This is a genomic window from Undibacterium sp. MH2W, from assembly GCF_049340215.1.
Taxonomy (GTDB): Bacteria; Pseudomonadota; Gammaproteobacteria; order Burkholderiales; family Burkholderiaceae_D; genus Undibacterium.
In genome coordinates this window covers 317,126-337,699 of sequence record NZ_JBMPPA010000002.1, presented here as the reverse complement: position 1 = coordinate 337,699, position 20,574 = coordinate 317,126, and the positions used below count along the sequence as shown (strand labels likewise).

Here is a 20,574-nt window from a genome sequence, read left to right as displayed (position 1 = left end):
ACCGAAATTTATTTAGGTAAGGTGTGTGAAATAGCTGCTAAGCGTTTTTGGGTCTCGCTCACGCTGATACGGTCGTCGGAAAAGAAACGAATGACTTCAGCAATAATGGCTTCTTTTGAAATTTCATCAGTGGCCATTCGATGCGAAAAACTAGGCACTTGACTCGCCGCGCCGCGTGAAAAACTTTTCCATGACGCTTGTGCGCAACTATCCATTTTGCTGAGGTCGGGTGCGCGCAGTACGGGTATCGATCCCTTTAATTGGTTGTATTCTGCCTGCACCGCAGGTTGCAACGCAGCTTGGGCGATTTTATCTTGCGCAATTCGTGCCGCATTCCCTTTTTTGATCATCACGAGTGTATCAACGTCATACAAGTGATAATTGCTGGTGTGCGGAACCACACTGCAAGAAAAGCCAACATCCGTCACCAAACCCAGTGCATTGAGTTCTGCCTTGGCCCAATCTCCCATCACTAACATCCCTGCTTCACCATCAGCGAGCAGTTTGGTCGTCGCTACCCAGGTATTTTCTTTGAGCGGTGACGGCATATATTGCTTGAGATGACGCAAGCGGCTTAATGCTCGGCCAAAACGAGGGTCGTTGAATGCCTGCGGTTTTTTATAAACGAAGGCGTCACGGTATAAATTGGAATCAGACTCAGACAAGACGAGCGTTTCAAACAAAGTCGCCAATTGCCACGGTTCAGAACTTTGCGCTAACGGTGTGATGCCAGCTTGCTGAAGCTTTTTGGCGACGATCTCAAATTCTTCCCACGTCGTTGGCGGGGTGAGGTCATATTTAGCGAATAGCTTGCGATGAATGAACAGCGTATTAATCCGATGTATGCCCAGTGGCACTGCCACGGGATGACCACTCGTCTGGATGAGCCGCCAAACGGTTGGTTGTAATAATTTTTCCCACCGCCCCGCCACCGCATCAGAATCCATTTCCTGCAGCAGGCCCAATTGCGCCCACTCAGCAATCATGACGCCATTTAACTGAGCGACTTCTGGGGCATCACCGGCAAGCATCCGACTTTTAAGGACGATACCCGCGCCGATTCCTGACCCACTCGGGATCACGGCATTCTTCCAAGTAATATTATCTTGTGCCAGACGCCCTGACAGCACTGCAACGGCTTTTTCTTCGCTGGCGGAAGTCCACCAATGAAGTACCTGCACGGTCTGGGCATGCGCATTTACCACTAGCAACAAAAGCATCACCAAAAGCAACACCTGGCTGAGGGTACTTGGCTTGTTTTCATGTTGTAACTTGGTGGCAAATTCCGCGTAGGGCAATAATTTTTTTTCTATTTGCACCTTGAGGGATCCTTCTTTGTCTCGGGGGACACTATAGCCCAAGTGAACAACAAAGTGGGATCGCTACCGTAATGAAGACTAGTTAATTGTAAAGAAACGTAAGTTTTTATGAAATTTTATGAGTCTCTTCATCTCGTGCTCATTTTGTGATTCGTCCTCTTAAATTGAATTAATTGTCGTTTCTATAAGCCTCTTTTTGTAAAGAAACGTAAGCACTTCTTAACACATAAAAATGAGTAATTCTTTATAAATCAAGACCTTAACACTCACTACCACTCAGTACCCGTCTTAGTTGGAATCACATTTGTAGCGATGTTACCTTCCGATCGCTGTCAAATGACATGCAATAAAAAAACAAGCTCAAAGCAAAAAATAAAAAAGCACAGACTTTGTTGAGCATTGTTCACTCAACTATTACGGAGACAACATGACTCGTACTACCCTCAAAGCATTGCCTTTGGCGCTGACTCTCGCGCTCTCTTCCGGATTCACCTACGCTGATGCTGGCCACGATGAAGATGGCTTCCATGGTTACTTACGCGACGGCGCTGGTGTCAGTTCAGCCCACGGCCCTCAAAGCTGTTTTGGTCTAGGTGGTAACACCATGAAATACCGCCTCGGTAACGAATGTGATGCCTACTTTGAAGGTGGATACACATCTACGCTCGCCAAAGCAGTTGATGGCGTCACATTTACCGGCACATTGTGGGCCAATGCGTACAGCCCAAATTCTGACTTTGGTAATGCCACACTGAAATTGGCGAAAGCGTACGTTGAAGCAAAAAACGTTGATTTCTTAGAAGGTGGCGTTGCGTGGATCGGTAAGCGTTACTACTACCGTCCTGATATTCATATGTTGGATATGCAGTTCGTCAATTTGAACGGTACTGGCGGTGGCTTTGACGGTGTAAAAGCGGGTCCTGGTAAATTCAGCTATGCCTTCTTTAAAGACAATGACGCAACAACCATTGATCCGAAAACCGGTCTGGTCATCAACACAACTGCTGCGATTCGCCAAAACTTTATCTATGAAGGTCTGCCAGTCAACGAAGGCGGTAAAGTGGACGCGATTCTGACCGCCATCAAAAGCCAAGGAACCAATACACACAGCGGCTGGCAATTAAGTCTGTTGCATAAGCAAGATGTTTGGGGTGGTGGTAATACATTCGGATTCCAATATGGTGTGGGTCCAGGTACCGGCGTTGGTGTTGGTAACGGTCGTATGGGCTCCTCTGGTAGTACTGCGTTGGGTTCAGACGTGACACGTACTCGTATTTTTGATGACCTCGTCGTACAGCCAACAAAACAATTTAGTGCTGAATTTGTCGCCTTAGTGCAAAAAGACAAATCCGATGCTGCAGGCTCTTCAACATGGACAAGTCTGGGTGTGCGCCCTGTCTACGCCATCATGCCGCATCTGAAATTACAACTGGAATTGGGTACCGACCGCGTGACATCCCCAACAGGCGGTGCTGATCAGCGTCTGACCAAAGTGACATTTGCCCCAGCTATCGCGATGGGTGAGAGCTATTGGGCACGTCCAGAACTGCGTTTCTTCGTCAGTTATGGCAAATGGAACAACGCAGCAACTGCTGCCGTGAATGCCAACAACAACTCCGGCCCGGTTTATAACAACGGCACAAGCGGAACCTCTGCTGGTGTACAAGTTGAGGCTTGGTGGTAATACGCCTGAAAAATTCAACGAGCACACTGCTAAACAGAGGGTGTGCTCGCACTGACATTCGTCGTCGATAACATATAACGGAGACTCAAATGAAACTGAAACAACTGACACTTGCTATTTTGACAGGCACAACCTTACTGGCAGGTGCAAGCATCGCCAACGCAGCGGAAGTCGAAGTATTGCACTACTGGACATCCGGTGGTGAGGCGAAATCTGTTGCCGAACTCAAAAAAATGATGGAAGCCAAAGGCGTGGCATGGAAAGATTTTGCTGTTGCTGGTGGTGCTGGTGAAAACGCAATGACTGCATTAAAAGCACGTGTTATTGCAGGTAGCGCACCTACTGCAGCGCTGATCAAAGGCCCATCCATTCAAGAATGGGGCAACGAAGGTGTCTTGGCTAATATCGATGCAGCAGCGGCTGAAGGCAAATGGGAATCAACATTGCCACCAACGCTGACCAATATCATGAAATACAAAGGTCACTACGTCGCCGCACCGGTCAACGTCCACCGCGTGAACTGGTTGTGGGTGAACCCAGAAGTATTGAAAAAATCTGGCGCAAAAGTACCAACCAATTTTGCTGAATTTTTTGACGCCGCCGACAAGATCAAAAAAGCAGGTTACATCGCGATCGCACACGGTGGTCAGCCATGGCAAGATGCGACGGTGTTTGAATCCGTTGCGTTAGGTGTGGGTGGTGCCGACTTCTACAAAAAAGCGATCGTCCAATTGGATCAGGCAACATTGACTGGCCCAACAATGATCAAAACATTTGATACCTTAGCAAAAATCAAAACCTACATCGACAAAGATGCAGCAGGTCGCGACTGGAACCTCGCAACAGCGATGGTGATCAATGGTAAAGCAGGTATGCAGTTTATGGGTGACTGGGCCAAAGGTGAATTTACAGCAGCAGGTAAACAACCTGGTAAAGATTTCTTGTGTGTAGCTGCACCGGGTACCGAAAAATCCTTCACCTTTAACGTCGACTCGTTGACTATGTTTGCAGTCAAAGGCGCGGAAGCACAAAAAGCACAATTGACATTGGCAACAGCCGTCATGAGCCCAGAGTTCCAGGAAGTATTTAACCTGAACAAAGGATCCATTCCTGCCCGTGCTGGCGTTTCTCGTGCTAAGTTTGACAGCTGCGCATTGAAATCGATGGATGACATGGATGCGTCCAGCAAAGCAGGTAGTTTCGTTCCAAGCTTTGCGCATGGTATGGCGATCGACTCTGCAAAAGCAGGGGCGATTCAAGACGTCATTGCGAAATTCATGAATTCCAACATGACATCGCAAGCCGCAGTTCAAGCGTTGGCAAAAGCAGCAAAAACTAAGTAAGGTTCACCCGAGTCCCGGCGTCGTCGATGATGACGCCGTTGAGCTGGTGTGGAACCTCCCCCCACATCAGCTCTGCTCAGTCCCCCGGAGACAAGCATGTCGGTTACATCCCCGTCAGAAACATCTATTCCTGTTACACAAAACAAAGCCGCATCTGGCCGTCTGCAAGCATTCGCCGATCTCTGGTTACCACGTCTGGTGTTGTCACCCACCGTGTTTGCGTCGCTACTCTTTGTTTATGGATTTATCGCCTTCACCGCGTATTTATCGTTCACTGATTCGCGCCTGATGCCCAATTATGAACTGACAGGTTTTGGTCAGTACCAAGCCTTGTTCGAACTCGATCGCTGGTGGGTGTCTGCCACGAATCTGGGTATTTTTGGTGGTCTGTTTATTTTATTTTGTCTGATCGTTGGCTTATTGCTTGCGGTATTTTTAGATCAAAAAATTCGGATGGAAGGGGCCTTACGCGCCATTTATCTTTATCCGATGGCGCTCTCTTTTATTGTCACTGGCGTGGCATGGAAATGGATTTTGAATCCAGGTCTGGGTCTTGAGAAGATGGTGCATGAATGGGGTTTCTCACAGTTTTCTATGGACTGGCTTGTTGATTCCGATATGGCCATTTACACCGTTGTCATCGCTGGTTTGTGGCAGTCTTCTGGATTTGTGATGGCACTCTTCCTTGCAGGTTTGCGTGGTGTCGATGATGCCATTATCAAAGCGGCGATGGTGGATGGGGCAAGCTTGCCGACGATCTACCGCCGTATCGTCATCCCTGCGTTACGTCCGGTGTTTTTCAGCGTATTACTCGTGTTGTCACACATTGCGATTAAGAGTTTCGATCTGGTCATGGCGTTGACTGCCGGTGGTCCAGGTACCTCGTCCGATGTTCCTGCGATTTTTATGTATCAATTTTCATTCACCCGTGGTCAGTTAGGCTTAGGCGCAGCGTCGGCGATGATGATGTTAATGACTGTTTTGGCCGTGTTGGTGCCATTGATTTATCTGGAAAGTAAGGAGGCCAAACATGGGCACTGATTCTCACACCTCGGGTTCGCCATTCACCTTCAGCCCAGGACGTATTTTTATTTATGCGTTGTTGGTGTTCTGCGCTCTGTATTACCTGGCACCGCTCTATGTGATGTTGACGACATCCGTCAAATCTTTAGATGAAATTCGTAGCGGTAATTTGCTGGATTTTCCGTTGCACCCCAGCTTTGCGGCGTGGCAAAAAGCGTGGAGCGGCGCTTGTACTGGCGTGCGTTGTGATGGGCTGTCACCGTACTTCTGGAACTCGGTCAAGATGGCGGTACCGGCAGTATTGATTTCAACATTGATCGGTTCGGTCAATGGTTATGTGTTGGCGCATTGGAAATTCAAATTTTCAGAAATCATTTTCACGGCGTTGATGGTGGGTTGCTTTATTCCGTTTCAAGTCGTGATTCTGCCAATGGCACGATTGTTGGGGATGGCAGAGTTATCGAATACCACGATGGGCCTCGTTTTTGTTCACGTGGTCTATGGCGTTGCATTCACGACCTTATTTTTCCGTAACTACTACATCAGCGTACCCGATGAATTAGTCAAAGCAGCACGTATTGATGGTGCAGGATTTTTCCGGATTTATCGCAGTGTGATTCTGCCGCTGTCTCTGCCTATTTTTATGGTCTGCTTTATTTGGCAATTCACACAAATCTGGAATGACTTTTTATTCGGTGTAGTTTTCGGTGGAACCGATGCACAGCCAGTCACTGTTGCCCTTAACAATCTGGTCAATACATCAACGGGCGTAACGGAATATAACGTCAATATGGCAGCAGCGATCATCGCGGCATTGCCCACACTGGGATTGTATTTATTGGCAGGGAAATATTTTGTACGTGGTCTGACAGCAGGTGCCGTGAAAGGTTAACGAAGTAACGGGGTAATCCACGCTGCAACACACGCTGTAACAAACATTATAACGATTCATGAGCGATCTCTTCTTATACACGCTCAACAAGAATAATCAGGAGAAACAACGATGGCAAGCTTATCTATCCGAGGTGTACGAAAGGTGTACCCGAACGGTGCAGAAATTTTAAAAGGAATTGATTTAGAAATTAAAGATGGCGAATTTCTGATCTTGGTGGGTGGCTCTGGTTGTGGTAAATCGACCTTGTTGAACATGATTGCCGGTCTCGAAACGATCTCCGAAGGCGAAATCTATATCGGCGAAAAGTGCGTCAATAACGTGCCACCGAAATCACGTGATATCGCCATGGTGTTTCAGTCCTATGCGCTCTACCCAACGATGACTGTGCGTGAAAATATTTCGTTCGGTTTAGGGATTCGTAAGGTACCAGCGGCGGAACAAAAGAAGATTGTGGATCGTGTCGCAGAAACCTTGCAGATGACGCATTTACTGGATCGCAAACCAGCGCATTTGTCCGGTGGACAGCGCCAGCGTGTGGCGATGGGGCGTGCGATTGCACGTAACCCTTCTTTGTTTTTGTTTGACGAACCACTCTCGAATTTGGATGCAAAACTACGCGTAGAAATGCGTGCAGAAATTAAACTTTTACATCAACGTCTGAAAACAACGACCGTCTACGTGACCCATGATCAAGTCGAAGCGATGACGCTTGGCGATAAAATTGCGGTGATGAAGGATGGTGTCGTTCAGCAGTTTGGAAGTCCGCAAGACATCTACGATCGCCCCGCCAACATGTTCGTCGCAGGCTTTATCGGTTCACCTTCCATGAATTTCTTGCGCGGAAAATTGCAAGCACACGACAATGGCTTGGGATTTGTGGTTGAACATGCGGGGCACCATACCGTGTTACCAATCCCTGCGTCCCATCATAACGCGATCAAGCATTTGCGAAACAAAGACGGCGATATCATTTTGGGCATTCGTCCTGAACACGTCACGGATGCCGCCAGCGCACGTCGCTCAGAAACGTCCTCTGACTATCATCCAACAGAAGTCGATTGCCTCATCGACCTCACAGAGCCAACGGGTCCAGATACCTTGGTCTTCACAAGCTTTAACCAAGAACGTATCACTTGCCGCACGCACCCACGCGCCGGCGCGACAGCCGGTCAGCCGCTGCGCCTTGCGTTTGATTTGTCGAAGGCGGTCTTTTTTGATCCGGAAACAGAGCAAAGTTTGCTGTAATACGAAAAAGGAGTTACTGATGCGCATCCCTAAATTATTGGCCGATATTGGTGGAACCAACGCCCGCTTCGCCCTTGAGACCTCGCCTGGGGTACTCAGTGCAGTCAACATTCTGGCATGCGCACAGTACCCAAGCTTAGAGGACGCGATGCGCGCCTATCTGCAATCGGATTTGGCTAGAGCAGCCGGTGCAGATCTCGTCAAAAATGCTGGTATCGCCATCGCTAATCCAATCAATGGCGATGTGGTACAGATGACCAATCATCATTGGCGTTTTTCGATTGAAACCACCCGCAAGCAATTTCAGCTCGATAGCCTCGATGTCGTGAATGACTTCACCGCACTGGCGATGTCACTCCCTCGTTTGAACGCACAACAATTGACGCAGGTTGGTGGACAATCCGTCGTTGCTGGCAGCGCCATTGGTCTTTTAGGCGCAGGTACCGGTCTTGGCGTCTCCGGCCTGATCCCTTCTGAGAATGGCTGGAAGCCACTCCACAGCGAGGGTGGCCATGTCACTTTTACCCCCGTCAATCGCCGTGAAATTGCTATTCTTGAATTCGCGTGGCAAGAATTTGATCACGTCTCCGCTGAACGTTTGCTATCTGGCCCTGGGCTCAAACTGATCTATCGTGCACTCGCGGCATTACATCAGCAACCAGCCGACGATATCGATGCACCTGAGATTCTGCAACGTGGATTGAATCAAGAATGCACTATCTGCACGGAAGTATTGTCCTGCTTCTGCGAAATGCTCGGCACAATGGCTGGCAACCTCGCCGTCACCCTCGGCGCTCGTGGTGGCATCTACATCGGCGGCGGCATTGTGCCGCGCATAGGTGACTACATCAACCACTCTGGCTTTCGGCAACGCTTTGAGCAAAAAGGGCGGTTCACACAGTATCTATCAGAGATACCGGTATTCGTGATTACCGAACCGTACCCAGCGTTTATTGGCTTATCTGCACTGCTAGAAGATGCCCCCTCGCGCATCGCAGCGTAACCGTCAGCGATAGGCGCTGACGCGCCACTGGACTCCCGCGTGCGCGGGAGTGACGGTTTATTCGTCATCCTCCACAAAAACAAAAAGAACCACCTACCTTCAACCCCGTCATCCTCCGCGAACGCGGGGGATCCAGTGCGCGATAGCGCTTTCTCGCTACAACCACTCACACAAGGCGCTGACGCGCCACTGGACTCCCGCCTGCGCGGGAGTGACGGTTTAAGAGCGGATGGTAATACGAGAGTGGCGGTTTATCCGTCGTCCTCCACAAAAACAAATGGACCACCCACCTTCACCTTCGTCATCCTCCGCGAAAACAAAAGAACAACCCAGCCCTCACCCCCGTCATCCTCCACAAAAACAAAAGAACCACCCAACCTTTACCCCCGTCATCCTCCGCGAACGCGGGGGATCCAGTGCGCGGTAGCGCTTCTCGCTACAACCACCGACACACAAGGCGCTGAAGCGCCACTGGACTCCCGCCTACGCGGGAGTGACGATTTAAGAGGGGATAGCAATACGGGAGTGACGGGTTAAAAGGAGATGGTAATGCGGGAGTTGCGGTTGAAAAGTGGATGGCAATGCGGGACCAATACATACAAGGTGGACGGTAACAAGGTAGCAACGAATGCAAAGTGAAAAACAACAAAAAGCCAAACGCCATACCCGTTCCTGCGTCTATTTCGCTAACAAACTCACCGCCCCCAACCACTTCTGACTCAAGCACAATTCTCGCGTCACTTCCAATACCAGCTTCTCCACCGCCATGGCAGCATTGGTCAGTGGGATATTTTTCGATGCACACAACGTCACCGTACGCGATAGTCGTACGTCACTGATCGGACATGCCACCATTTCACCGCGTTCAATTTCTGCCAACAAAGGGGATACCGGTAAAATCGTCGCCCCCATATCCGCTAACAATGCCGACTTTAAAATCGCAATTGATGTGATATCAATCACTTGACCGATGTGTAGTCCCTGTTGCCGAACAACGGCCTCGATTCTGGGGCGAACACCGTGTTGAATGCTCGGTAAAATCAATGGTACCTGTAGCGCCTTGGCAAGCGTCGTCGATTTTCGCTTGCAGGCAAATTGAGAATCGGCCCGGGTAATAAACATCATTTCTTCTTCGACAAGCGGTGTCGTCGCAAAATGCGTAAGCTGCCCATCATCAAACAGTACAGCGAGGTTCAATCTTCCTGATCGCAATTGCTCAGTCAAGTTGCCGGTCAATTCTTCCGTGAGCTGAAAGACGATGTCTGGGTAAGCAGCACGAACGGCGGTCAGCAACGGAAAAGCCAATGCCCCCGAGGCACTTTGGGGTATACCCAATGCGACGGTGCCGGTTGGTTTGTCTGTTGATTGTGCAACGGCTGATTTGGCGTCACTGACTTGTTTCAAAATCGCGAGCGCATGTTCGTAAAAGAGTTTTCCCGCATCTGTCGCTTGCATTCCTTGCGCCGAGCGATGTAACAGCGTTGCCCCCAATTCCTCTTCCAGTTGCTGCAATTGCTGCGTCAATGCGGGTTGCACGATATGCAGCACCTTCGCGGCGCGCGAGAGGGAACCATGATCAACGATGGCGACAAAATAGCGCAACTGGCGTAATTCCATGGTCTACTCCACGGGTTTAATGGCACGTCGTTCAATGGAAGAAGAAAGAATCAACGAGGTGGATGTCACACCACAACGTGCGAGGCTCGTAATGACTCGCTCTAACTCTCTGACCGAAGGAGCGACAACCTTCACAATCACGCAATCTTCACCGGTGATGGCATGACATTCAATCACTTCTGGGACTTGTTCGGCAATTTTAGCAACCGGAATATCGCTTGAACGGCTCGCGATGCGGACAAACGCTGTAATTCCATACCCTAAGGCTTCTGGATTAACGTGGGCGTGATAGCCGGTAATGACGTTGGCAGCCTCCATGCGTTTGATCCGTTCCGCGACGGCAGGTTGGCTAAGATGAATACGGCGACCGATTTCTGCCAGCGTAACACGCGCGTCGGCCTGCAAAATATCGAGGATTTTGGCATCCATTAGGTCAAATTCTATCTTCATGGTGAAACCTTGATTTTTCAGTGAATTTAAAAGAAATGTACCTCATTTACCTTGTTTTATCCATTCAAAAGCGGTTCTCGATGACATACACTGTTTTCTATTCAATGCTATTAAGCACCGTTTCACTTTCCCTTTGATTGCTATGCGCCATTTGCCCCGCTCCGTTTTGATTGCCTTATTGACTGTCTATATTGTCTGGGGGTCAACGTATTTTGCGATCCAAGTAGCGCTTGAATCGTTTCCGCCCTTGATGATGATTGGTACACGCTTTGTTGCGGCGGGTTCCATTCTGTTTTTATGGCAATTATGGCGGGGATCCCGTGTGCCCACGTTGCGCGAGTGGCGCGATGGCGGCATCATCGGTATCTTGATGCTAGGCGGCGGCACGGGACTGACGGCGTGCGCTGAGCAGTATGTCTCTTCAGGACTAACCGCTGTCTTTATTGCCTGCTCACCGATGATTTTGTCGGGCTTATCCGGTTTATTTGGTGATTGGCCGAAACGCCGGGAATGGGTAGGTATTCTGTGCGGCTTTGCTGGTGCCGTATTGTTGGCGTCGGATGGCGAATTTTCAGCGAAACCTGCAGGGATTATCTTATTGTTAGCCGCCATTTTATGCTGGGACGTCGGCTCGATTTTGTCGCAAAAGAAATTGAAGATGGCTGCAGGTGGGATGGGATTTGCCAGTGAAATGCTTGTGGGTGGTTTCTTTTTGGTGATTGCCAGTCTGATGATGGGAGAGCAGTCCCCAGGTCCCGTCACCGTCAATGCGGTTGTTGCGTGGTGTTATTTAGTGACAGCGGGTTCTTTGCTTGCCTTCACGGCCTATATGTTCCTCTTGTCTAAGGTGCATACCGGACTGGCGGGAAGCTATGCGTATGTCAATCCTGTCATTGCTGTTGCGCTTGGTGCGGCTTTTGGCGGTGAACATATTTCAGTTAAAGCCATGGTGGCGATGACCATTATTCTCGGCAGTGTAATGATGCTCACCAGCGCCAGAAAACCCGCAAAATAACCGCCATTAAAAAAATTCGGCGATATCGTTTGCAAATTCTTGGTGTAAGTCACCATTAGAAACAAGATGGTCGTAATGACAGCATTGATTGCGGCCATGTGTTTTTGCGTAATACAACGCCTGATCGGCGCGCCCAACGATGGCGACCCAAGGCTCGACATGATCAATCCGCGAGAAGCCAATACTCAGCGTAATCTGTCCCACCTGCGGGAAATGGTGTTGCTCGACTTGGATGCGGAACTGATCCAACATCGCCTGCGCCTTTTCAAGGGTGGTGGCGTGCAACAGGATCAAGAACTGCTCCCCCCCAAATCGGAATAAATAATCATCGGAGCCAAAAGCTCCACGCATAAGGTTCGCAATCAAAATCAGTACTTCGTCCCCATACAAATGCCCCAATTGGTCATTCACACGTTTGAAATGATCAATATCGACGATGGCTAGCCAATGGGCTTGTTCCGCATCGGCTTCTGCGCCCTCAGCACCAACCCGAGGTGCCGCCGTATTGAGGCGTAATAATTTGGTGTAACTGTCTTCAAATGTTTTACGGTTCAGCAGACCGGTCAAGGAATCACGTTCGTGATAATCAAGCAAGGCATGAAAATTTCGGAAGACAACCATCATCCCTTTGAGAACTTCGACAATATTGACGCTGTGTTTCGCCGGATGACACAAGCGAATGACCGCCTCTAATTTTTGATCGTTCCACAAGAAGAAGTAGATATCGAGGCCGCTGTCTGTGATGGTTTCGATGAGCGGCAGACGCGCCGCAATCGCGGCCTGAATTTCAGCTGCCGCGCTCTCGTCGGATGTCAAATCGATGGTTTCTTGATGGTCGACCAGTTTGACATCCGTCGCCGTGATATCGACCTTCGATCGCAAAAACGGTCCGGAATCACTCGTCATCAACTCAAATACCCTGACCGAGGCGGCATCAACGATTTCGCGCAACGAGGAGGCAATTGAGATATTGAGCAAGTCGTGGTCACGGTAACCCGTAATTTTTACTAAATGCTGAATAGTGGATTCCATAGCGCCAATCCCTGCAATATCATCGAATGACAATTAGTAAGAAGATGGCAGCAACACCATCCTGCAATATTTTACTGACAGTATTAAACTCTGGAGCGGTGTGAACATGTTCTTGCCTGTCAACGGCATCACAACAATGATAGGCTTATGCCTTCCGTGTGTCTAATCGATTTATGCAACAGTGTATGATCATCGACTCGTTGAACATACAATTGCAACATACGACCGAATTTGCCACTTCCCTACCCACTTTAGAACTCGGGATTCTGCTATGTCAAACAAACACTTTCGTCCAACGCTACGTACCATCCTCACTTTACTCCTGTGCGTTGCAGCAAACAATACCGTGTTGGCAAATACCGTCGTCACTGTCACCGACAACAGCGGGCAAAAAATCGAAGATGCGGTTGTCTACGCTGAGCCCGAATTTGCACTTCCCGCGACCAAAGCAGAACCCGCCGTCATTGAGCAAAAAAACAAGCAATTCATTCCGCTGGTGACTGTCGTTCAGACGGGCGCATTGATTTCGTTTCCGAATAACGACACGGTAAAACACCAAGCTTATTCGTTTTCTCCTGCCAAAAACTTTGAACTGAAACTCTATTCCGGCAAACCGACAGCGCCGTTGCTATTCGATAAGGCAGGTACAGTCACGGTGGGTTGCAATATTCATGATCAAATGCTCGCTTATATTCAAGTGGTGAACACCCCATTTTTTGCAAAAACGGATGCGCATGGCAATGCCACCCTGCCATCGCTGCCCGCAGGTAAATACGCGCTAAAAGTCTGGCATTACTTGCAAGCACCCGGCAGTGAGCCGCACTCGCAACCCTTACAGGTCGCAAAAGATATTCCAACTATCGCCGTACACCTCAATTTCAAGCTACGATAAGGGATTGAAAAAGCAGGAGCGTGATTGAATCAAGAACCTGAAACCACCACCAGCGCCTGAAGAAAGAGAAAAATGCGTTTGAGAAGTCTGGAAAGCCGTGTCGTTACTTTATTTATCAGCTTACTGCTGGGTTTGCAGCTGGTTGGCTATGCGTTTATCGACCGTGCCATCGATAACAATGCTCGCAAGGCGATCGAAGGTAGCTTGGCGATCAATGAGAAAATTTTTACGCACTTGCTCGATCAGAATGCGCAGAAACTCGTTGAGGGCGCGACATTATTATCAAAAGACTACGCTTTCAGACAAGCCATCGGGACCAACGATACGCAAACCATGGTGTCAGCGTTACTTAACCATGGCGATAGAATCAAGGCTGACCTGACTATGCTGGTCGGTTTGGACGGCAAAATTATCGTTGCCAGCAGCGATACATTGGCCCATGGGTTCCAAAAAACCGTCGATAAACTCATTAAAGACGCGACGCTGAACGGCAACGCGTCTAGCACGGATATCGTCAACGGAACGCCTTACCAAATGGTGATGGTACCGGTGAAAGCACCTGTCACCATTAGTTGGGTCGCAATGGCGATTCCCATTGATCAAGGGCTGGTGAACGACATGCGTGAGCTGTCGATGATGCAAATCAGTCTTTTCACTTCTAAAAACAATGGCCCCTGGCAGCCCAATGTATCGACCTTGGACGTCGATGAGCAAAAAAAACTAGCAAGCTTGCTGCCGCCACACGTCGCAACATCAACCTTCATTGGTGACTTGACCATTGGTGATGATCGCTACAGCGAGAGAATTCTGCCCGTCGCCATGAACGACAAAAGCACAACGATCGCCGTTTTGCAGTTATCGATCAGTCACGCCATTGCTCCTTACAAGCAATTGCAAAGAAACCTGTTAATTTTGACCATCATCGGTGGTATTGCTGCAAGCATTTTCAGTGCCATCACGGCCCGTCGCATCACTGGTCCCGTCAGACAATTAGCAGACACAGCGCGCCGCCTCGGAACGGGTGATTATAAAGTGGCCATCGATATTCAGCGCAAGGATGAAATCGGCGACCTCGCCAGCAGTTTTTCTAACATGCGCGATGCGATCGCCCTCCGTGAGAAAGAAATCAGCCGTCTCGCTTACTGGGATACGCTGACCACCCTGCCGAACCGTGCCCTTTTCACAGAAATGCTCGATGAAGCCATTGAACAAGCCAAATCTCGGGCTAACTCATGCTTTGTATTGATGATGGATCTTGACCGCTTTAAGCATGTCAACGACGTCATGGGACATCGTTTTGGGGATTTACTATTAAAACAAGTCGCACTCCGACTCAGCGCCGAACTCGGTGCAGGCAACACCAAACCAGCACGTCTGGGTGGCGATGAGTTTGCCATTTTGTTACCTGCGACCAATGCCGATCAAGCGCAAGTGTTAGCCAATAAAATTCTGGAATCGCTCGAAAAGCCGATTTCAATCGAAGACCAAACGGTCGATATTAGCGCTGGTATTGGTATTGCCGGATACCCCGAGCATGCCTCTGATACGGCAAGTTTGCTGAGCCACACCGAGGTCGCGATGTATGTCGCAAAGCAGGCGAAAAATGGCCCTGTGGTGTATTCACCTGCGATTGATAAATCGAGTCAGCAAAGCTTATCGCTATTAACGGATATGCGTATTGCCTTAGAGCAGAACCATTTTCAGTTATATGTGCAACCCAAAGTATCACTCAACAGCAATGAGGTCATCGCTGTCGAAACCTTGGTGCGCTGGGTTCATCCGGATAAAGGCATGGTCTTTCCAGACCAGTTTATCCCTTTCGCCGAACAAACTGGCTTCATCCGCCAGCTCACCCGCTGGGTGATGAATGCCGCGGCAGCGTGCTGCAAAGACTGGAGCCAAGCGGGTATCGATATCAAAATTTCTGTCAACATTTCGACCAGAGACCTATTGGACCAAGAGTTGCCACAAAAATTTGCGGACATCTTGCGGGCCCACGACGTCAATCCAACCTCGTTCTGTCTTGAAATTACCGAGAGTGCGATCATGGATGATCCGGTCAGAGCCCATCAGACACTCGATAAATTGCATGCGATGGGAATGGAATTATCGATCGATGACTTCGGCACTGGTTACTCTTCTCTCGCTTATTTGAAACGTCTTCCAGTCGATGAATTAAAAATCGATAAGTCCTTTGTCTTAAAAATGGAGCAGGATATCGACGACACCAAGATCGTTAAATCAACGATTGATCTTGGGCACAACATGGGACTTCGTGTCGTTGCGGAGGGCATAGAAAACGCTGAAGTGATGGCATTGCTCAAAGAACTCGGCTGCGACCAGGCGCAGGGCTATTTCATCAGTCGACCGATGCCAGCCAGTAAGATGCCAGCGTGGCTCGCAGAATGGAAAACGAAACAGGCACCAGAGACCGCTGTTTAACCAACCGCTGGTTGCGTTGAATGCGGACTCGTTTTGAATTCAATCTGACGGCTAATGCTCAGACCGCATGCACCAGCGAGGTCGTCTTTCTGTCTCGCTTACGGTTATACATGCGGCTATCGGCAATTTTAATCAATCGCAAATAGTCATCACCATCTTCTGGGAAGCTTGCCCAACCAATCGAGGCGCCGATGCCCACGACCTCGTTATCGAGCGCAATCGGCTCTTCCACGAGCGAAGTGATTTTTTCAACCATGGTGTGAATGTCGATCGTGCTTTTGGTGTCTTTTAGCAGCAATACAAACTCATCACCGCCATACCGTGCCACCTCATCCGAATCGCGGATTGCTGCGCGCAAACGTGCTGCAGTAATCACTAGCACCTTGTCCCCAGCGTCATGACCAAACGTATCATTAATCGTTTTAAAGCGGTCTAAATCCACAAAAAGAAGCGTGAATCCACTCGGTAGCTCGGGGTGCTCTTTCGAGATTTGCTGCAAATGGTTGATTTGGGCGAAGAGCGACTCGCGGTTAGCAACTTGCGTAAGCTTGTCGTAACGCAGTTTGTTTTCCATTTCCACGAAAGTCTGGGCAAGAATCCCGATTTCATCTTGACGACGAATATCAAGCTTCGGCATTGCCTCGCCATTACCAAATTTTTCGGCAGCGGCCGTCAACTTACGGATATCGCGAATGACACGCTCAACCACCGTCAATCCCACCGTGAGTGCAAAGAGAATGCATGCTGCCGCAATGACGACACTCTGCAAAAAACCTTGATTAATGCTGCTCATAAAGTCAGCGCGAGGAACAGCCACAACGGTCTGCCAATGTAGTCCTTGCTTATTACCTAAAGGAGAAATCGCCACATCAATAGTGCCCGACGGGAGCGCTAAGGACTGCGTTTCGGCTGTTTTCACAACTAGTTGGTTGAGCTGTTTATAAGTCTGACTAATCAATGGCGTTTTCATATCAACGGCGCGCATACGCTCAGGGAGGCCATTCACGACGCGTTCGGGGATTTCTTTGCCAGAGGTCGCGATGATGTAGCCGTCTTCATCGACGATATAAGCCACACTGTTTTTGCTGATATCAAGCTTTGATAAGAAACTCGATAATTCTTTGAGTGTTACGTCCGTTGCCACGACACCGGCAAATTCATGACGGCGTTCAAAAACAGCTTTTGCCAATGTGATGGTCGGGTAGTGAAAGGAAAAATTATTGTAAATGCGCGTCCATACCGGCGTATCTGAATACATCGCAATCTGATACCACGGTCTTTTACGGGGATCAAAGTCATCCTTACGCACGAATAACGATCTGTCGCCAACGCTGCCCACTTTATAGACGGTGCGATAAAGGTCAGAGGGCTCGCGCCAAAATAACTGGACGTTCGTCGGAGAAATACGGTAAACACCAATAAAGCGTCCATCTTTGCCGCCGAAATAGACGTAGTTATTGACGTCCATAAATAAGCCACTCGCGGTCCAGAACTTATCTTCAAGGACATGCAAGTCGGGGGTAAATTCGTACTCTTTGGGAAGATGGCTCGAGCTGGGTGCAATCGATTCAAGCGCTGTTAATGCACCATCAAGGTGTTTCTCGGTAGCGACGTTGATACGGCTCACCATATCAATCAAAATACGTCGCGTCAGTGCGTTGACCGCATCGGTTCCTGCCTTCATGGACACCCATCCAATCGCAATAGACACCCCCACCACCACAGCGGTAATAGGGATAACCAGTTCGCGACGTAAAGATGAACGACCCATAAAGCGTCTCAAAAACCCATATAAGGTGAACAACGTTGCCCCATCACATCAACAACGAACACCTGATGCGGAAAGATCAACCAAGATGTAAAACCTGAAAATTGCTCGATTTATCTACAATTATACGAAGATAAGCGAATTCAGTTCTTATGAGCAAGTTAATTATTCTGTGTCAATTCATCGTATCCGAGCGGCATCCCGTGATGTTGAACGGGAAATATTGCTGTTTCCCTCAGGTGAGAAGCGTCAGGATTCAGCATGTCGCTCTTTACACCGTCACACATGAGATCAACCCGATGGGCTGAGAGGACTGAAACATCGCAACTATCACACGATCGCTGCCGTATTTTTTAAGCAACACTCTGTGGTCAAACACACAGCATAAAGGGCCAGAAAGACGACTGTTATTTGACGACGTTGTTGATATTTAGCCTCATTCACACCGTGTGCGGTTGATCAGAAGATGTATGCTATGCAGTATGTTTTGTGTGGGGTCAATATTGTTCATGAAAGACAGACAATGTTGATTTGCATTAACATTACAGACTATGTCTGTTATTTCACCATAGCTATCCTATGCGCCTCCTCCATTTTTCTACTTGTATCGCCATCTGCTTTGCTGGATGGACACTGCAAACAGCCAATGCACAAGTGATCCCCCTACCGGATCAGGGCAAATTGTTAGCGACATCGGGTGTATCAGAAGTGGAAGGTGCCGCCGGCGGTGGCATTACACCCTGGGCGGTGATCACCGGCTACGGCAGCGAAAACAGCTATGGTGCCAATGCCCATATGACGCAGCTCAATACGCAAGATTATCAACTCACGACTAACGGCGTCGCGATTGGCATCTGCGATAAGCTGGAACTGTCGCTCTCTCAACAAACATTCAAAGGCAGCAAGGCGCCGCTCGACAAGTTAAACCTCAACCAGGATATCGTCGGCGTCAAACTGAAATTATCTGGCGATCTCGTTGCTGATCAGGATAATTGGAAGCCACAGATTGCGATCGGTGCCATGTTTAAACGCGATAAAAGCATCTCTGGCCTGGAAGCACTCGGCATCACCAACGTCAAACAACTCGGTGCCAAAGATGATCACGGTACAGACTATTATGTGTCAGCGACAAAGCTATTCTTAGCCCAAAGTCTGTTACTCAACGGAACGATCCGATTCACCAAAGCCAATCAGATGGGACTACTGGGCTTTGGCGGCGATCAACATGACCGTTATCAGGCGATGCCAGAAGTTTCTGCGGCTTATCTGCTGAACCGAAAATGGGTTCTTGGTGCTGAATACCGTCAAAAGCCGAATAATCTCAGTGTGGACCATGAAAAAGCCTACTACGACGGGTTTGTTGCGTGGTTTCCAAATAAAAACCTCTCTTTCACCCTTGCTTACGTCACGCTCGGAGACATTACCGTTTTTAACCCGACAAATCAGCGTGGCTGGTATTTATCCGTGCAAATAGGCAATTAATGAAGGAGGCAAATCAAGTATGAACAAGTACCAAACACTGGCGGGCATCGCCCTGATCGCCACCTCCATACTGGTCACGAGCACACCTGTATCTGCACAGGAATCGTCGCTTTATGACGCACTTGGACAAGAAAGCGGCATTAGCCGTATCGTTGACGAAACCGTCGTCCAGATTTTGAACGATGCACGGATCAAAACCGGCTTCAAAGAGACCAACATGAAACGGCTCGCACAGCTACTTAAAGAGCAATTCTGCGTCGTGGCGGGAGGCCCCTGTAAGTACTCAGGGGATGACATGGCACTCGTGCATGAAAAACTCGGCATCACGAGCGCCCAATTCAATGCCTTGGCGGAAGATTTGCAAACAGCAATGGAAAAATGTCAGGTGCCATTTGCCGTACAGAATAAATTCATCGCCCGACTCGCTCCCATGAAAAGAGATATAGTGACGGTCAAATAAAGAACGGTGGAACTCTTCCGCTGTTTTCGTCGTCTGATCAGTTTTCTTCCTCTGGAGTCATACCATGAAACGCTTTGCGCTTGTGTCGGCCCTTGTTTTGTCAATTTGTAGTCCGGCATTTGCCGACGATGCACTCACGGCGGCGATCAATGGCCCCCAGCGCACACCAGAAAACGCTGCACGCGACGCCTACCGCCATCCGTACGACACGCTGCAATTTTTCGGCATTCGTCCTGACATGAAAGTCGTTGAGCTGGCCCCGGGTGGCGGTTGGTACACAGAAATTCTGGCGCCTTATTTGCACAACGATGGCCTCATGATTGCGACAGCAAGCGATCCAGTATCCGATAACGAGCAATCAAAGCGGAGTTATCAGCGATTCAAACAACGCTTAGAGGCGCGCCCTGCGGTATTTGATAAAGTCGTTCTTGGCGTCTTTGAACCACCTCACAATATTCACTATGCCGCAAAGAATAGTGTGGATATGGTGCTCACCTTCCGCAATATTCATAATTGGATTGCCAATGAAAACGGTAGCGTCAAAGCCGTATTCCAAAGTGCTTTCGATGCCCTGAAGCCAGGTGGGGTGTTTGGTGTTGTCGAGCATCGCTTGCCTGCCAATAAAGCCCAGGATGACAAAGCAAGTACAGGCTACGTGCATGAGGCTTACGTCATTCAAATGGCACAAAGTGTCGGATTTAAGCTTGCTGGCACGTCAGAAATCAACGCCAATCCCAAAGACAATGCCGATCATGAAGGGGGCGTTTGGGCATTACCACCGACCTACGCCAACAAAGACAAGGACAAAGCGACATATCAAGCCATCGGTGAAAGTGATAGGATGACGCTGAAGTTCATCAAGCCGTAAAACGTGTAAGAGCACCGCCACCATGTGACACAGCTG

The 20,574-nt window shown here is 49.1% G+C and carries 17 protein-coding genes; 12 read left to right on the top strand and 5 right to left on the bottom strand.

Features of this window, described 5'->3' with window-relative positions:
* Positions 1 to 8 precede the first annotated feature (8 nt).
* Positions 9 to 1,319, bottom strand: a complete 1,311-nt coding sequence (locus ACO0K2_RS05815; protein WP_423016709.1) for an ABC transporter substrate-binding protein — start codon at positions 1,317 to 1,319, stop codon at positions 9 to 11.
* 427 nt (positions 1,320 to 1,746) lie between these two features.
* On the opposite strand from ACO0K2_RS05815, the gene ACO0K2_RS05810 reads away from it, so the two are divergent.
* The 6 genes from ACO0K2_RS05810 to ACO0K2_RS05785 all read left to right on the top strand — a co-directional run bounded on the left by ACO0K2_RS05810 (position 1,747) and on the right by ACO0K2_RS05785 (position 8,512).
* The gene (locus tag ACO0K2_RS05810; protein WP_423016707.1) at positions 1,747 to 3,003 is read left to right on the top strand and encodes a maltoporin; all 1,257 of its coding nucleotides are present in this window, start codon (positions 1,747 to 1,749) and stop codon (positions 3,001 to 3,003) included.
* An 89-nt stretch (positions 3,004 to 3,092) separates the two neighbouring features.
* The gene (locus tag ACO0K2_RS05805) at positions 3,093 to 4,346 is read left to right on the top strand and encodes an ABC transporter substrate-binding protein (protein WP_423016705.1); all 1,254 of its coding nucleotides are present in this window, start codon (positions 3,093 to 3,095) and stop codon (positions 4,344 to 4,346) included.
* A gap of 96 nt (positions 4,347 to 4,442) precedes the next feature.
* On the top strand, positions 4,443 to 5,387 hold the full coding sequence (locus tag ACO0K2_RS05800) for a carbohydrate ABC transporter permease (RefSeq protein ID WP_423016703.1): 945 nt from the start codon (positions 4,443 to 4,445) through the stop codon (positions 5,385 to 5,387).
* The gene (locus ACO0K2_RS05795) at positions 5,377 to 6,261 is read left to right on the top strand and encodes a carbohydrate ABC transporter permease (protein ID WP_423016701.1); all 885 of its coding nucleotides are present in this window, start codon (positions 5,377 to 5,379) and stop codon (positions 6,259 to 6,261) included. Before ACO0K2_RS05800 ends, ACO0K2_RS05795 begins: the two co-directional genes overlap by 11 nt.
* A gap of 111 nt (positions 6,262 to 6,372) precedes the next feature.
* On the top strand, positions 6,373 to 7,509 hold the full coding sequence (locus tag ACO0K2_RS05790) for an ABC transporter ATP-binding protein (RefSeq protein WP_423016699.1): 1,137 nt from the start codon (positions 6,373 to 6,375) through the stop codon (positions 7,507 to 7,509).
* 19 nt (positions 7,510 to 7,528) lie between these two features.
* A complete protein-coding gene (locus tag ACO0K2_RS05785; protein WP_423016697.1) occupies positions 7,529 to 8,512 on the top strand; it encodes a glucokinase in 984 nt (327 codons plus the stop codon).
* Between the two features lie 678 nt (positions 8,513 to 9,190).
* Here the strand turns inward: ACO0K2_RS05785 and ACO0K2_RS05780 are convergent.
* On the bottom strand, positions 9,191 to 10,129 hold the full coding sequence (locus tag ACO0K2_RS05780) for a LysR substrate-binding domain-containing protein (protein WP_423016695.1): 939 nt from the start codon (positions 10,127 to 10,129) through the stop codon (positions 9,191 to 9,193).
* Positions 10,130 to 10,132: 3 nt separating this feature from the next.
* Complete coding sequence (locus ACO0K2_RS05775) at positions 10,133 to 10,579, bottom strand: Lrp/AsnC family transcriptional regulator (protein ID WP_423016693.1); 447 nt, start codon at positions 10,577 to 10,579, stop codon at positions 10,133 to 10,135.
* Positions 10,580 to 10,721: 142 nt separating this feature from the next.
* On the opposite strand from ACO0K2_RS05775, the gene yedA reads away from it, so the two are divergent.
* Entirely contained in the window at positions 10,722 to 11,594 is an 873-nt protein-coding gene (gene yedA, locus ACO0K2_RS05770) for a drug/metabolite exporter YedA (protein ID WP_423016691.1), read from the top strand.
* 6 nt (positions 11,595 to 11,600) lie between these two features.
* Here yedA and ACO0K2_RS05765 read toward each other — a convergent pair whose 3' ends face one another.
* Positions 11,601 to 12,626 (bottom strand): GGDEF domain-containing protein, encoded by a 1,026-nt coding sequence (locus ACO0K2_RS05765; RefSeq protein ID WP_423016689.1) that lies wholly within the window; start codon positions 12,624 to 12,626, stop codon positions 11,601 to 11,603.
* Positions 12,627 to 12,897: 271 nt separating this feature from the next.
* On the opposite strand from ACO0K2_RS05765, the gene ACO0K2_RS05760 reads away from it, so the two are divergent.
* Positions 12,898 to 13,518 carry a methylamine utilization protein gene (locus tag ACO0K2_RS05760; protein WP_423016687.1) on the top strand — a complete coding sequence of 207 codons (621 nt, stop codon included), beginning with the start codon at positions 12,898 to 12,900 and terminating at the stop codon, positions 13,516 to 13,518.
* 72 nt (positions 13,519 to 13,590) lie between these two features.
* Positions 13,591 to 15,960, top strand: a complete 2,370-nt coding sequence (locus tag ACO0K2_RS05755) for an EAL domain-containing protein (protein ID WP_423016685.1) — start codon at positions 13,591 to 13,593, stop codon at positions 15,958 to 15,960.
* A gap of 58 nt (positions 15,961 to 16,018) precedes the next feature.
* Here ACO0K2_RS05755 and ACO0K2_RS05750 read toward each other — a convergent pair whose 3' ends face one another.
* Positions 16,019 to 17,731 (bottom strand): diguanylate cyclase domain-containing protein, encoded by a 1,713-nt coding sequence (locus tag ACO0K2_RS05750; RefSeq protein WP_423016683.1) that lies wholly within the window; start codon positions 17,729 to 17,731, stop codon positions 16,019 to 16,021.
* 576 nt (positions 17,732 to 18,307) lie between these two features.
* On the opposite strand from ACO0K2_RS05750, the gene ACO0K2_RS05745 reads away from it, so the two are divergent.
* The 3 genes from ACO0K2_RS05745 to ACO0K2_RS05735 all read left to right on the top strand — a co-directional run bounded on the left by ACO0K2_RS05745 (position 18,308) and on the right by ACO0K2_RS05735 (position 20,538).
* A complete protein-coding gene (locus ACO0K2_RS05745) occupies positions 18,308 to 19,210 on the top strand; it encodes a DUF3034 family protein (protein ID WP_423016681.1) in 903 nt (300 codons plus the stop codon).
* Positions 19,211 to 19,229: 19 nt separating this feature from the next.
* Positions 19,230 to 19,670 (top strand): group I truncated hemoglobin, encoded by a 441-nt coding sequence (locus ACO0K2_RS05740; RefSeq protein WP_423016679.1) that lies wholly within the window; start codon positions 19,230 to 19,232, stop codon positions 19,668 to 19,670.
* 64 nt (positions 19,671 to 19,734) lie between these two features.
* Complete coding sequence (locus ACO0K2_RS05735) at positions 19,735 to 20,538, top strand: class I SAM-dependent methyltransferase (protein WP_423016677.1); 804 nt, start codon at positions 19,735 to 19,737, stop codon at positions 20,536 to 20,538.
* Positions 20,539 to 20,574: the final 36 nt, after the last annotated feature.